Here is a 12980-nt window from a genome sequence, read left to right as displayed (position 1 = left end):
CGTCAGCAATCCCCCTGATGGATCTGGAGCAGGCGCACCATCCCCTCGACGTGGCAGTCCTCCGATTGCTCGAAGCTCGTGATCCACGCCTCGTCCATCGCCACAGGGCGACCGGCATGATCACGTAGGCGCGCAACGAGGTGCTGGAGGCGAATCCGCCCGAACCCGTGCGCCTTGCCGCCGCCGATCTTCAGAGCGCTCCCGCGCTTCCACCCGAGCGCGACCAAGAGCCCTCCGAGCTCCCGAGGAAGCGCGTTGTGTACGCGCATCTCCCCCTGAAGCACGTGACCCGCCGGGAGCACCTCGATTTTCTGCTGGCGTGCGTTGTCGGCCACCGGACCCCGCCCCACGGCGAACTTACGACCATGCAGCGCGTGAACTTCATAAAGATCCCCTCGACCACGCTCCCCCTCGCGCGAGGGGCGCAGCGTGCCGCGCCCGACGTGGTGCAGGTTGGGACTGAACTGCTCCGGGATCTCCGCCACATCGAAGCCCACCTGGGCTTCGACCGAGAAATCGGTGAGCGTGACGCGGCTCCGCAGGGACATGCGGCCGAATAGCGCGCAAGCGGGGCAGAGGTGTCCGTCAGCAGCCTCGGCCCTGCCGCGGAAAACCTCCCCGTCCAGGAGCCGGTCGTCGAGCCGGGCATGCTCGATCCCGCTGCTGGAGCGGACACGCACGGACCCCTTGGGAGGCCTGAAGGGCACGCAGCTCCTGGTAATGGCCTCGTAGCGCGCCCGCAAGACACCCTTTATCGAAGCGCCGGGAACGCCAGGGCGGCCATGGATCCGGCACCCTTGCCGAATGACGTCGCCGTCCACGAGCTTCTTCGAGCCTGCGCCCACGTGCACCGCTTGCTCGGTGACGAACGCCAGCGAGAAGACGGCGGAGAGCGTCCCTGGCACGCGCCGATCGTGCACAGCCTCGGGGCGGGACACACGGTGCACCCGATCGGGCAAAGGGACGAACTCGTACCCCGCGCTCACGCCATCTCCCCGAGCGCCTGCCTCGCAGCCTCGATCCAGGCCTGGATTGCCGGCGAGTCAGTCGTCGCAAAGCGACGGCTGAGCCCGCGCGGCTCACCCAGGAGCGCAGGCAGAGCCACGTCGGGCTCGCGCAGCAGGCCGTACGCGGCATGCTCCTCTGGGCTCATGAGCTTGCCCACGCCGGCCGGGCGCTCGCCCCCACGCAGCGGCTGCTCATGCACGATCGAAATCACCTCGGCCCGTGCGAAGCCGAGCCCGCGGCTCTTGCTCGACCCGAGCTGCGCGAAGCCCTCGGAGATCTCGTCGAGCGCGCGGACCAGGAGACCCAACTGCCAGACCTGATAGTTTTCCAGCGCGATCTCGCCCCAGAACGCGACGCCGGCGGGGACGAGCTCCTGATCGAAGAGCGCCCCAGGTTTGACCGAGCCGAGGATCCGATCGATGGCCACGCCGTGGCGCTGCTCGACCTGATTCGCCCTCTGGTGGTTCGTCCCGCCGGGCCGGGCGGCTTCGTCCCCACGCTCGAGCCAGGGGAACAGGTCCCGTACCGCCGCGCGTCCCTTGATCGCCAGCGATCCGAAGAGCCGGCACGCCAGGCACTGGTCCCTGTAGATCGTGGCCGTGGGGAACCGGTCGCTGTTCGCGTGAGCATTGCACTCGTTCTTGTGGTCGAGCGGATTGCACGCGCCCCGTGCCCCGCCGAAGGTCTCGCCACGAACGCTGGCCTCGGCTGCGGAACGGATCACCCCCTTGAGGCTGGAACCGGGGATATACACCGTCCGGCCGTGCACCGCATGGCGCGTGCGGACGCAGCTCAGATCCGCAGCGGTCGGGTCGATCCCTGCGTCGCCCGCGCGGATCAAGAGAGGGGTGACGGTCTCCACACGGACGCCGAGAACGGCGCGGTTGTAGCTCTTCTTGAACATCAGCTCTTCCCCCGGGCGCGTTCGGCGAGCGCGGTTCGGAACGAGGTGAATTCAGCCTCCAGCGCCGCTCCCTCCAGCGTTTCGCCGGGTCTTCCCTCGAGCAGATCGCGCGCTGTCACGCGCAGCATGCCGTGCCACTCGACGTCGATTCGGCCGAGCCCTCGCGAGGTGAAGCCGCCCAGCGCCGTGAAGCCCTCCTTGATCTGATCGAAACCCAGGATCAGAAGACCCATCAGCCACGGCCGGGGGTTCTCGACGAACACCTCGAGGTCGAACCGAACGCCGGGCGACACGACCTCGAAGTCGTACTTGTGCTTTCCGTACTGCCGCCGCAGGTCCCGGTCGATGGCCACGCCGTCGCGCACCTCGACGGGGATGCGCCGCGCGACGCGGTCGTCCGGGCTGACGTGTACGAGGGCATCGCTGAAGCGGACATGGCTGGCGACCACGTGGGACCCGAGCAGCCTGCACACGGCGCAGTGTCTGGTCACGTCCACCTCGGCGCGCTTGCCTTCACGGTGATCACCGCAGGCGCTCTCGTCCTCGTCATGCTTGCGGAGGGGGTTGCACGTCCAGATGCCTGTGTCTCGCGGGAGCTCGGCGCCGCGGACGAGCGCCTCGATGGTCGAGCGCAGCGCCCCCTTGAGGCTGCCGCCGGGCAGCAGCGGGTATCCTTCGGCATCACGCAGCACGGGCAGATCGGCCGCATCGAGCTGGCCGCTGCCGCCGCTGCCGATGCGCAGGGCGGTCCGTGTGACGAGCTGACCCGAGAGGCGCAATCGCTGCTGGAGGCGGTGGAAGTCCGCAGCAGAGCTACTCATCGCCGACCGCCTTTCGGCTGGAATCCATCGCGCCGATGCGGCGGGTTCTGGTCCCTTCTCTGCGCCGCACCGGGCGCGAGCTGGCCTCCGGCCGCGTGGTCCGGTCGCAGCCCCTGCGCGTCGCGGGGCGCGCTCCTGTAGCTCGCCGCCTTGTCCAGGTAGGTGAACGTCCTGGCGAGATACACCGCGTAGAGTCGCCAGGCAGCCACCTTGGCCTCGTCGGTCGGGAGATCGATCATTGCGCCCTCAGCCTTGGCGATGACGTCGCGTGCCAGCACCGGATCCCAGACCCCACCGTCTCCCTTGCCACGGCTCGCCTGGTAGCGAATGTAGAGAGCGATCTCCTCGGCGCAGGCCGCCTCGTTGCACACGCCCACGAGGTGGCTGAGCTGCGCCTTGTGGACGGGCCTGTCCTTGGACTTCGGATCAACCTTCTTGAAGGCTTCTCCCATGACCTGCTCGGCGGCCTGGACAAGCGCTTTTCGTTTGAGTCGCAGTGCTTCTGCAAACGGATCCATTGGCGACTACCTCGGGAAGGTGCGGGTGCAGTGGAACGGGTCGAAGCAGAGAACGTGGCCGAAACCCTGGTGCCGCCGCTCCCCCACGCCCTGCTGCTCGATCCGCGCGAGCAGGGGAAGGACGTCGCGCCAGGAGCGCCCGGGGCCGAGATCAACGACGAAGATGCCTCCCGCCGCGACGGCGAGCGCTGGCTCCATCCTGCCCTTTTGCTGATCCCAGCCGCCCTCGCGGCTGAACCGTCGCGCTGTGAGGAGAAATTCGCTGGCCTCGAGTGCGCGGAACATCGTGGTCCGTCCGTCGTCGTCTCCGTGCACGAGCAGCGGTGCGAGGAGCGTGAGGGGCACGAGGCGACCTACGCGATCGTCGGGGAGATTGGCCTCCTTCAGACGGCGGCGCAGGGCTTCGTCGAAGTCTTTTGCGCGCGTGTCGATTTCCGGAAGCGACGGCGCCGCGCGGAGATCGACATCGACTTGCCCCCAGCCGCTCGAGCGCCCGCGGCCGAGGGAGAGCGGCACCGAGAGCGCGAGCGCAAGGCGTTCGCGGCTACCCGCGGGAATGTTCCGGATCGTGCCCTCGAATACCGTGCCCGCGTCGAGCAGGATCTGAGAAAACAGCTGCTCATCTCGAGCTGACGATCGGGTGCGGTCGATGGAAACGCGGGTCACGGATCGGGTGGGCACAGGCGTGCGCCGGCGGCGCATGCCGTCGAGACCGCGAAGCGGGGCGCCGCAAGAGCAGCGCGCGAGGCGCGTCCGATCCACATCGCTGGCCTGCTTGGCGGTCTCGGCGAGCGCGACCGCGACACGATCGAGGAGCGTATCGACGGCCCCGTGCGCGTGGCGTTCGTACTTGCACGCCACGGCTGTGATGGGCAGGGGTGCGCTCGGCTCGTGCGCATCGTCGTCGACCGGGTACAGATACCCGAACTGGGCTCCTCGCTCCGGCGCGACCAGGGTCTGAAATGCAGCGTCGTTCGGATCCGGCAGGGTCTCGGCGAGGGCGAACCCCACGGCGCCGCGGAGCGCGGCGCCCGGGATCTCGCGCCGGGTGTCGCGCACGTCGTCGCTCGCGATGGGGACGCCGATGGACGCTGGAGAGCGGAGGGTGACGCGGACGCGCACATCTCCCTCTGCTGGCATCGTGAGCGGAGCGCGCCGTGGCTCCTCCTCGAGCCAGCGGAGCTTCATCTTTACGCGGGCGAGACCTCGGCTGCGACCGGCGCCAATGTGCGTCGTGCCGTTCGCGGCTGCCTCGAAGAGCTGCTTGAGCTCGGGGAAGATCAGTCGGCCGCGCGCGACGAACGCGCGCTCGCGCGACGGGGCGGGGACACGCGCCAGGAAAAGGCGCTGGTTGGCGGCGCTGCGCGCCTGACGATCAATGGAAACGCCGGGCAGGACGGTCCACGTATCGACGTCTGCGCCCGCGCGGGCATCGCCGAGGACGAGGGCCGAGAACGCGCGCTCCTCCGGGTCGAGGCGCGCGCGCTGCGTGCCGAAGAGGCGGCACGCCTTGCACCGGGTGCCGCCATCAAGGGTGCAAGGCTGCGATGGGAGCTCGCCTGCTTCCGCGCGACCCGGATCGATGCCAGTCCCGCCCGCGCAGGCGGGCAGGTCAGCGCCTCGCAGCAGCGCTTCGAGCGCCTCGCGCAGCGCGCCGCGCAGGGCCGTGGCAGGGATGAAAGGATGACCATCTCGGTCCTCGGCATGAGCGGCGTGCAGGCCGTCAGGAACCTCCGAGGAACCGCCGATCATCACGCTTCCGGCGGGGAAGCGAAGGAGCAGCTCGAAGGCGGTCATGAGCCTTGATCCATGTCGTTGTTCTTGTTCGATGGAAGGAGGCGAACGAGATCGAGGAGTGCCTGTCTGGGGCGCTCGCGCATGACGGCGGCGGGATCCTGCCAGTCGACGCCCGCTGCACAGTAGAAGCCCTGCCATGGCTTCGAGCGCGCAACCTGGTAGCGGAGGAGGTTCGCGAACTCGACCGGATCCAGGGTGCGGGACTCGGCCAGGATGCCGCGCTGAGCGCCGGGGATCGCGGCGAGCGCCTCGGCTAGATGGCGACGGTTCTCCCATGACTCCGCATCCATTGGGAAGGGGCGGCCGTCGTCGTCGGAACGCCGTTCGACGGCGCCGAAGGAGGCATCGCCGGCGCGGAGGATCGCAAAATCGAAGGCGGAACGCGCGCTGTCGCTCCGGCACAGACGCTTGGCCGAGCGCTCCAGGGCATGGGCATACGCCATGAGGCGGGACGCGGGGAAATGCGCGTCCGAGACGACGGCGCCAATGCCCACGCCGAGGCGAGCGAGCCGTGACGCTTCATCGCGCGAGAAGGGCGCGCCGAGGCGTGCAAGCTGGTCGAGCTGGCGTTCGAGCGCGCGGACGAGGGATCCGGCATACTGGAGTAGATCCTCGGCGGCCAGGAAGATGCGGATATCGTCCCCCCCGGTGGCGAGCGAGACCTTGTCGTGGCGCAGGGCGGAGCACGCCTCCCGATGGGCATCGCGGAAGACCTCCTGGATAACCTCGCTGGCGGCGGCCATCCGTTCCAGCGAGGTGAGGGAAGCGAAGAAGTCGCCGACGTTGTTGCCGTCAGCGGAGACGGCCGCGACGCGGCGGCTGGGGGAGAGCGCGAGAAGGGACTGGATCGGTTCCTGGCCGACTGTGCTCGCATCGCGGCCGGCGCGTACCATCGCGCGGCAGCGCTCGCAGACCCGCTCATTCGACGCATCCTTGCGCTCGGAGGGGTGGACCGCGCGGAACATCCTGCAGTCGGCGCACTGGTCGCGCTTGTCGGTCGGGAGCGCGCCGTCGGGGGGTGAAGCCTGGTCTTTTTCGATGTCGAGCTTCTGGCGAAGCCACCGGAGGCTGTCTGCGGGGGCCCTGAGATCATAGGGGACGACCGCGGCGGCCATGACGCCGCCGACAGTTTGTTCGCGGAAACGCCCGACGAGCTCCATGGCGCGAGCCTCTGCCGCATTGCGAGAGGCGACGATCTCGACGCCACGCCCGCCACCGGCGAATATACACCCGTCGCGCGCCGAAGCGGCCTTATCGAAGGCTGCGATGGTGGCGCTCGCCCCGAACATGGCAAGGGGGCGGCTGCTTGCTGTCACGAGCTCCTGGATGCCATTGGCGTCGTAAGCGACGAGCCAGGGCTCGGCACCTGCGCTCTGAAGGGCACGACGCACGCGCTGCTGGATGGGCGCAAAATCGAACATGTGCGAGCGTCGAGGTTCGAGGAGAAAGGGCGCGGATGTCAAGGAGAACTTGTGGGCCATGCAACTCGGTGCAGTGGGGCCGCCCGAGGTCGTGTTGCATCGCGCCGCTGCGCCTCACCGGAGCGCCTCGATGTGGGACCTGTTGCGGACCATGTGCGCTCGTCGTGCCGGATGTGCGGTGCAGGTACGGCAGGGGGGCCGATAACTGCCGGCGATTCCTCGCTGTTGGGGAGAGACGGGCGATCATCGTTCCAGCCCGGCGCGGCATGGCAGAGGCTGGTGCGGCCGGGCTCGGGCTCGAAGCGGAACAGGCGCTGGGCGGCGGCTGCGAACTGAACGAGACGTGCTCGCCTCCCTGCGCGCTCTGGGCGACCTTCGGTCGCCTGCTTCCAAAGGGGGGATACCTCGGCCGGATCGGGTTCGGTGACGGTCGTCCCATGGATGTGGCACGTGCCCTGGAAAGTGTCGCCGCAGTGGACGGGCCAATGCGAGGTCGCGCGCCTGGTCCGGCCTCTCCCGGCGTGCGTGCGCAATCCGGAAGAGTTGCTCTACATTATCGGCTGGGCACGGCGGCCCCTGGCGACGGAGGAGCTGCGGACTGGGGTTGTGCGTCGGAGCGTCGGGTGCGGGTGGCTCGGGTGGTCACGGCATGGGAAGCTCCAAATAGCTCCCGGCGTGGTGGTCCCACTCCATGGTTCGCACCTGGGGGATGACGTGCGGCGTCAGGTTGGCGGAGGCGAGCAGCGCCACGTGATTGGCCGTGGCCCAGAAGAGCACCACCTCGCGGACCCCGTGCTCATGGCGGAGTCGCTCAACGGCCGCGACGATATCCGCGACGAGCTTCATGGCCTGATCCGAGTCGGCGATGAACCCGGACTCAATCCACATGAGCGGCGTGCCCGGCACCGCCTGCTGCGCGAGCGGCGCGTAGCGCGCGGCCGAGCCGACCCCCAGCGCGACCACGGGTTGGGCTGGAAGCAGGGGGCCGGACACGTGCTTGACGCAGGCGGGATCGCCGCCGGGAATCGGTGTATGCCTCACCTGGCCCCTGTTGGTGGCGGGCAGCCCGTTCCTGTCGTAGCCATACAGGTCCACGGACGTCGTGCGATTGAGGTGCCGGCCAACGGCCCACACGAGCCCGGTTTGGGCATCTCCCAAGACCCGCACCTTGCGCGGATCGCCGCGGAGCGTGCCGAGCGCGGTGGATAGGGCCCACGTCAGGCTCTGCGCCGCGTGCTGCCAGTCGGCCCCGGAGAGCAGCTCTCGCTGCTCGCGCGGCATGAGGCTCGGCCGGAACGCCAGCGCGGGGATGTCGAGGCTGGCGACGTTCGCGGGCACAGGAGGCGGGCCCCGGCGAGGGCCGTTCCCGCGCTGATCGAGGACGATCGCGATTTCGGACCACGCCGCGGGGATGGTCCGCCGGTACGCGGCGGCGGCGATCTTCTCGGCTACGGCTTCCGGATCGGGGCTCAGCGGGTTGTTCTTGTCGAAAGAGCCGAGCTGGTTGACCTTATCTCCGTCGGGGTGGAGGAACCGTGTGCGCAGCCGCTCGTGTTGCCTGACCAGCTTGAGCGGATCGCCCAGGTAGACGGGCAGGAGGTGCTCGACGCCCTCCGTGGCCTCGATCGCCCAGCGCAGCTCGTCCCTGCACCAGTCGGACGCGAGGTAGGCATCGGAGAGGAAGAGGGTCATCGTGGCCTGGCGCTGGACGGCCTGCTTCAACGCCGTGTCGAGTGGGCCGAGCGCGAGCTCTTCCTTGTCCAGCCACGCGAGGACGCCGCGCCGTGCGAGATGCTTCGCGACGGCCTCGACGAACGGTTTGTCGGATGAGGCGTGCGACAGGAAGGTGGAGACGAAGCACAGGCGAATGTCGGTGGCTTGAGAGGTGATCATGCGGCTCCTGGACCGGACGGGTGGGTCGGCTTCACGGGATGATAGCGGCGCGTGGAGGATGACACAAGGCGGCCACGAACTCGGCCCGCTCGACATCCTGGTTCGGCGCATCTCGAGCGGACATGGCCTGTTCGGGTTGCAAGAGCGTAGCGTGCGACGGTCGCGCTGCCATTTCGGTCTCGTAGCCGCTACTTGGCTTGCGGCTCATTGCGTGCGAAGAGGTCGCCCCAGTCCACCGAGGTATGGGCCGCATCGGCGAAGGGCTCCCGCTCGAGCTACTGCACCACCGGCGTAGTTCGTGGCGGATCGTCGCAGGCGCACGCAGCTGCGCCTCCGGCAGCGCGGCTGCCTCTGCGGAGTGATCCTCGCAACCGCTCCCTCCGCGGCAAACGGCCCTTTGTGGGGAGGTAGGTAGAGCTTGGCTGCTCGGTCTGGTGAGGGCCCGGTGAAGACGGATGCGGTCGGTGCTCTCTCGTTCAACGCGGCCGAGATCGATCGGTCCGCGTGGTGAGAAGCCCATTGACGACGACGAGGACGAAGCGAGCGCGTGAGCACGGACATCATCGGCGGCGGATGACGGGATCTCAGTGCGCCGGCAGTGGAACGTGTGTGTGCGATCCGGTAAGCTCACCAGCGTGACCGCTCGACAAATCCTGGCTCAACACCTCGCCGATCTTTCCGATGAGGACGTCCAGGCGCTCCTCCCCCTTGTCGAACGCCTCCGGGCCAAGCGTATCGCCCCGGCGAACGCTCTCCCGACGGGGGAAATTGCTTCGCCCGCTCCGTCGACTCGGCGCCACCCCGAGCGATTCGGCCCGCTCGCCGGCTCTGTGCGGCTCGTCGGGGAGATCCAGGTTCCTGTGGAGAACGCGGATCGATGGACGTACGACGAGGAGAACCTAAAGGCGTGATCGTGCTCGACACGCACGCCTGGTTCTGGCTTGTCGCGTCCCCGGATCGCCTCTCCGAGCCGGCGGTGATGACCATCGCCGAAAGCGGCAGCTAGTCTCCGAAGCCGCGGGCTCCAGCGGCAGACGCTCGCCGGCCAGACCGAGGGCTGGACATTCCACCTTGCGCCGCGTGCGGCGCTGAGCGGCGAGCCGGCGATTCCCGCCGCGGAGGCGGATGCGCCTGTGGCCAGGACCAGGCCGGCCTTCAGCGCGCCGCCGGCGCGGCGAGCCACGTGGCGAGCGCATCGGCGGAGATCTCTAGGCAGACATCGCCGCGGCGATCCAGGCCGAGTCGGTCGAGCCGCTCGGCCAGCACGGACCGCTCGGCCTCGGAGAGCGACCGGCTGAGCTCATTCTCGAACTGACTGGCCAGGGTCCGGTGCCCCTCCTTGCGCCCTTCCTGCAGCCCCTCCTTCCGGGCCTTGTTCCGGATCGACTGCTTGATGAAGCGCAAGCGTACCAGCCAGGGCAGGGCGATGCTCCTCTCCCAGGCGTCCTCGAGCAGGGCGTTGAGGTCCCAGATGGCGTTGCGGAGCACGGCGCGCGCCGAGCAGCCGCACGAGCAGCGTCTCGCGCGTGCGCGGCAGCTCGGCGATGACGACGACGACGTCAATGCGCCAGTCCGGTACGGAACGGTAGAGGCCGGCGCGGCCGGGCTCGGGCTCGAAGCGGACCGCGTCGAGCACGGTTGCGGGCTGGCCGCTGCTGAGGACGCACAGCCGCGGAAATGGCACCTCGCCGCCGGCGCGGCGCTCGAGCTCGTGATGCCTGTGGAGTTGCTTGCGGACACAGCCGCGCAGCGCGCCCTGGCTCGGGAGGCCGTGGAACGGCTCGAACTGGCACGGATCCGCCGCGAGCTTGCCGAGCAACCCGAGCTCGGCGCGCGCGGTCGCGCGGGTCGGGTCGGGCACGTACCAGACGTCGATGGTCTGGGAAGCGATGATGACCTCGACGTCGGTGTCGGCGGCGCCGACGCGGGCGAGAGTATCGCGCAAGACGTTCTTACCGAGGGCGTCGAATCTGCTGCGCATCGACTCGGCGACCAGCATGGGATCCCGCGCACGATGCGACAAGGCCATTGTAACGTTGCCGCTGCGGCGCCATTCGAGACAATTCGAGTGGAGCGTGGGTATAGACGAGGCGAGTGGTGCCTGAGGTGCGTCGAGGCAATGCGATGGAAGGTCGCTTCTCCGCCCCGGCGTCGCGAGCAGGCCGCTGGCGGTCGCCACCGCGGCAAGAATGACGCTGAGCCGAGCGAGCGGGGACGCGCTCACCCCTCGGCGCGATCGTCGCCGGACAGCGGTGTGCGGAGGACGGGCGCGGCGGCGACCCTTTCCGTGCGAGGTCGGCAGCTCGGCTGAGCGAGGCGGCCGCGTCGATGCTCGGGGTACCCGCGGATGCAGAGCGGCTCGCCGCGATGCTCGCGACGACGCCGGACGTGATGATGGATGTGCCTGCCGCGCGCTACAGCGGTTCCGACCGTGTCTCGGTACGAGATCGCGTATGGGTACCGACCGACGCCCTCTGGTGGAACCTGTTCGACAGGTTTCGCCGGCAGCTCCTGCGGTCGATCGCACTGCGGCGGCTGGTGGTGGAGTCGTGTCCGAGCTCCAACTGCGTCGTCGCCAATCTTCGCGAGCCGCCGATCATCGCCCTGCTGAAACAGACGGGGCTTGCGCGTCGCGATCGCGACAGATGATCCTGCTGTCTTCAGCGCCTGGCCGGCGGATGAGCTGAGGCTGGTAGGAAGTCACGTTCAGGACGCCGAGCGTGCGGTCGTGAGGCATCGGCTACTCGGCGAGAACGCCCGGGCGAGCTTCGTGCGCTGACCGTGGCGTGGCGCGCGGGCTCGGCGGAGCCCGGATCCAACCCCGGGCAGCAGGCCCGCGTCGAGCCGTTCGATGCGGCCCATCGAATATCCGCCGAAGCGGGCGACCAAGCCGAAGCTTTGCCGAGCGCCGGTGCGAGAAAGCTCGGGTGAGGAGACGGCTTCGCTCAGTCCGTCACCTCGGCGCCACCCTGGGCGGTCCTGCCCGCTCGTCGGCTCCGTGCGACTCGTCGGAGAGACGGAATCTCCCGTGGAGAACGCGGAGCGATGGACTTTCGATGAGGAGAACCTGAAGCACATGATCGTGCTGAAGCTGAACATGCACGCCTGATTCTTGCTTTTCGCGTCCCAGGATCGTCTCTCCGAGCCGGAAGCGCCATCGCGCGGCGCGACCGCCGGCGGACAAGGTCGTGAGGAGGACGAGCGCTGCGGCGATCCTGTGCTCGCGGAGCCTTGCGATCGGGGGGACGCCCCCCGCGCGGCCTCGTGACGGCTGCCCGACGTGATCTCGTCCGGGCCTCGGGCAGACGGGGAGCAGACCTGGAGAGCACGTCCTGGGTGCGCAGCGTGATCCCCGTGTCCGGGAGAGCGACGCCGGGGTGCGGTGAAGGCGCGGCGGGGGTCGTCGGATGGGGGCACCGGGCGCGATCGAGCGTGGAACCCGGGCGGAAGAGAGGGGGCCGGGGGAGGAGGAGCGGCGCCCCCTGGCCGGCGGGCGCCGCCCCCGGCTCGGGGGGCGGGCGCCCCGCGGGGGGTGAGGCCCGGGAGGTGGGGGGTGACTCCGGCGAGGTGGGGGATGACTCCGGCGAGGTGGGGGATGAGCGGGCGGAAGCGGGGACGACGTGGCGCGCGGTGGGGGGCGAGCGCGGCGAGGCGGGGGCGGCGGCGCAGGAGGTGGGGAGGCGAGCGGCGGAGGTGGGGGAGAGGGCGGCAAAGCGCCGGGGGAGAACGGAAGGGGCTGGGCGAGGTGTACGAGCGGAGCCCTGGTAACAGTTCTGACCGGGAGCAGCGGTGACACTTCCTTGAGCTACGGGCCCCTGCTCCGGGAGGACTGGGAACAGGGGCCGGATCCTCGTCGACGCGACACGCTCACCGCGCTCTCTCGGACCGCCAGGATCTATACACGAACCGCTTCCCGCGGTCTCGGTACACGCGAGCCTCTCCTCACGTTCCGGCGTGAGTGCGCGCAGGTCACCGTGCCTTGGCGAGCTGCAGCTCCTTGTTCTTCAAGGTGACCTGCGCGAGCAGAACCGGCCCGTAGTACAGCTCCCAGACGTCGTCGGCGATCGGAAGCAGCCCCACGGGTTCGTTGGCGATCAGCTTGGAGACGAAGGTGTTCGCGCCACCGAACTGAAGCCGACCCATGTCCCCCACGCGTCGCACGGCCATCGTGTCCGGATACTCCGGCGAGGAGGGCTTGCTCGGCATCGTCCGCCGCGACGGCGTGTAGCGCGAAGCCGGCGTCCTCTGGCCGAGCGCCTCGTGAGGCCGCTGGTCATTGTACTCGTGCCGGAAGCGGTCGAAGACGCGCTGCTGCGCCGCGAGCGTGGCTTCGGGCGGCGATGTCGCCTCCGCCTTCAGCGTCTTGTGCATGCGCTCGTGCCGGCCGTTCTGCTGCGGTTTGCCGGGCTCAATGCGCTCGGGAACCACGCCGAGCTTGATCCAGCTCACCGACAGCGCCGAGAGCCCTCCAATGCCCTGCGTGGCGAACGGCGGGCCGTTATCGGAGCGGATACGATTCGGCCGCTGTCGGTGATCATCGCGTCCCGCGTCCGATCGGTGAAGACCGCGGCCGCGTGATCGCCAGCGTTCACCGTTCACCGCCCGCACCACCTGCGCC

10 protein-coding genes and 1 pseudogene are annotated in these 12980 nt (G+C 69.2%); 2 read left to right on the top strand and 9 right to left on the bottom strand.

Annotated elements, in window-relative coordinates:
• Positions 1 to 2 precede the first annotated feature (2 nt).
• From WMF31_RS34900 to WMF31_RS34870, 7 genes are all read right to left on the bottom strand, one after another.
• Positions 3 to 845: an RAMP superfamily CRISPR-associated protein gene (locus WMF31_RS34900; RefSeq protein ID WP_436606083.1), complete on the bottom strand. Its 843-nt coding sequence runs from the start codon at positions 843 to 845 to the stop codon at positions 3 to 5.
• A 137-nt stretch (positions 846 to 982) separates the two neighbouring features.
• The gene (gene csx7 / locus WMF31_RS34895) at positions 983 to 1912 is read right to left on the bottom strand and encodes a type III CRISPR-associated RAMP protein Csx7 (RefSeq protein ID WP_436606082.1); all 930 of its coding nucleotides are present in this window, start codon (positions 1910 to 1912) and stop codon (positions 983 to 985) included.
• Positions 1912 to 2733 carry a type III CRISPR-associated RAMP protein Csx7 gene (csx7, locus tag WMF31_RS34890; protein ID WP_436606081.1) on the bottom strand — a complete coding sequence of 274 codons (822 nt, stop codon included), beginning with the start codon at positions 2731 to 2733 and terminating at the stop codon, positions 1912 to 1914. Before csx7 (WMF31_RS34890) ends, csx7 (WMF31_RS34895) begins: the two co-directional genes overlap by 1 nt.
• Positions 2730 to 3251, bottom strand: a complete 522-nt coding sequence (locus WMF31_RS34885) for a hypothetical protein (protein ID WP_436606080.1) — start codon at positions 3249 to 3251, stop codon at positions 2730 to 2732. The genes csx7 (WMF31_RS34890) and WMF31_RS34885 overlap by 4 nt, the downstream gene beginning before the upstream one ends.
• Before the next feature lie 6 nt (positions 3252 to 3257).
• Positions 3258 to 5048: an RAMP superfamily CRISPR-associated protein gene (locus WMF31_RS34880; protein ID WP_436606079.1), complete on the bottom strand. Its 1791-nt coding sequence runs from the start codon at positions 5046 to 5048 to the stop codon at positions 3258 to 3260.
• Positions 5045 to 6469, bottom strand: coding sequence for a Cas10/Cmr2 second palm domain-containing protein (locus WMF31_RS34875; protein WP_436606078.1), 1425 nt, complete (start codon positions 6467 to 6469; stop codon positions 5045 to 5047). Before WMF31_RS34875 ends, WMF31_RS34880 begins: the two co-directional genes overlap by 4 nt.
• A gap of 642 nt (positions 6470 to 7111) precedes the next feature.
• Complete coding sequence (locus tag WMF31_RS34870; RefSeq protein WP_436606077.1) at positions 7112 to 8362, bottom strand: TIR domain-containing protein; 1251 nt, start codon at positions 8360 to 8362, stop codon at positions 7112 to 7114.
• 635 nt (positions 8363 to 8997) lie between these two features.
• Between WMF31_RS34870 and WMF31_RS34865 the strand changes: the two genes are divergently transcribed.
• The gene (locus WMF31_RS34865; protein WP_436606076.1) at positions 8998 to 9273 is read left to right on the top strand and encodes a hypothetical protein; all 276 of its coding nucleotides are present in this window, start codon (positions 8998 to 9000) and stop codon (positions 9271 to 9273) included.
• A gap of 389 nt (positions 9274 to 9662) precedes the next feature.
• Here the strand turns inward: WMF31_RS34865 and WMF31_RS34860 are convergent, their stop codons facing one another.
• Positions 9663 to 10361: a hypothetical protein gene (locus WMF31_RS34860; RefSeq protein WP_436606075.1), complete on the bottom strand. Its 699-nt coding sequence runs from the start codon at positions 10359 to 10361 to the stop codon at positions 9663 to 9665.
• A gap of 329 nt (positions 10362 to 10690) precedes the next feature.
• On the opposite strand from WMF31_RS34860, the gene WMF31_RS34855 reads away from it, so the two are divergent.
• Complete coding sequence (locus tag WMF31_RS34855) at positions 10691 to 11011, top strand: hypothetical protein (protein WP_436606074.1); 321 nt, start codon at positions 10691 to 10693, stop codon at positions 11009 to 11011.
• Between the two features lie 1320 nt (positions 11012 to 12331).
• On the opposite strand, the pseudogene WMF31_RS34850 reads toward WMF31_RS34855, so the two are convergent.
• Positions 12332 to 12883, bottom strand: a pseudogene (locus WMF31_RS34850) (integrase core domain-containing protein); the annotation flags it as partial.
• Positions 12884 to 12980: the final 97 nt, after the last annotated feature.

Origin of the sequence: Sorangium sp. So ce1036 (assembly GCF_051369805.1) — a bacterium.
GTDB lineage: Bacteria > Myxococcota_A > Polyangia > Polyangiales > Polyangiaceae > Sorangium > Sorangium cellulosum_F.
This window is presented reverse-complemented; position numbering and strand designations above follow the sequence as displayed.

Bases quoted from the DNA above. Each gene is read 5' to 3' on its own strand.
- csx7 (WP_436606082.1), bottom strand. From the start codon at position 1,912: ATGTTCAAGAAGAGCTACAACCGCGCCGTTCTCGGCGTCCGTGTGGAG.
- csx7 (WP_436606081.1), bottom strand. From the start codon at position 2,733: ATGAGTAGCTCTGCTGCGGACTTCCACCGCCTCCAGCAGCGATTGCGC.
- WMF31_RS34885 (WP_436606080.1), bottom strand. From the start codon at position 3,251: ATGGATCCGTTTGCAGAAGCACTGCGACTCAAACGAAAAGCGCTTGTC.
- WMF31_RS34880 (WP_436606079.1), bottom strand. From the start codon at position 5,048: ATGACCGCCTTCGAGCTGCTCCTTCGCTTCCCCGCCGGAAGCGTGATG.
- WMF31_RS34875 (WP_436606078.1), bottom strand. From the start codon at position 6,469: ATGTTCGATTTTGCGCCCATCCAGCAGCGCGTGCGTCGTGCCCTTCAG.
- WMF31_RS34870 (WP_436606077.1), bottom strand. From the start codon at position 8,362: ATGATCACCTCTCAAGCCACCGACATTCGCCTGTGCTTCGTCTCCACC.
- WMF31_RS34860 (WP_436606075.1), bottom strand. From the start codon at position 10,361: ATGCTGGTCGCCGAGTCGATGCGCAGCAGATTCGACGCCCTCGGTAAG.
- WMF31_RS34855 (WP_436606074.1), top strand. From the start codon at position 10,691: ATGCTCGGGGTACCCGCGGATGCAGAGCGGCTCGCCGCGATGCTCGCG.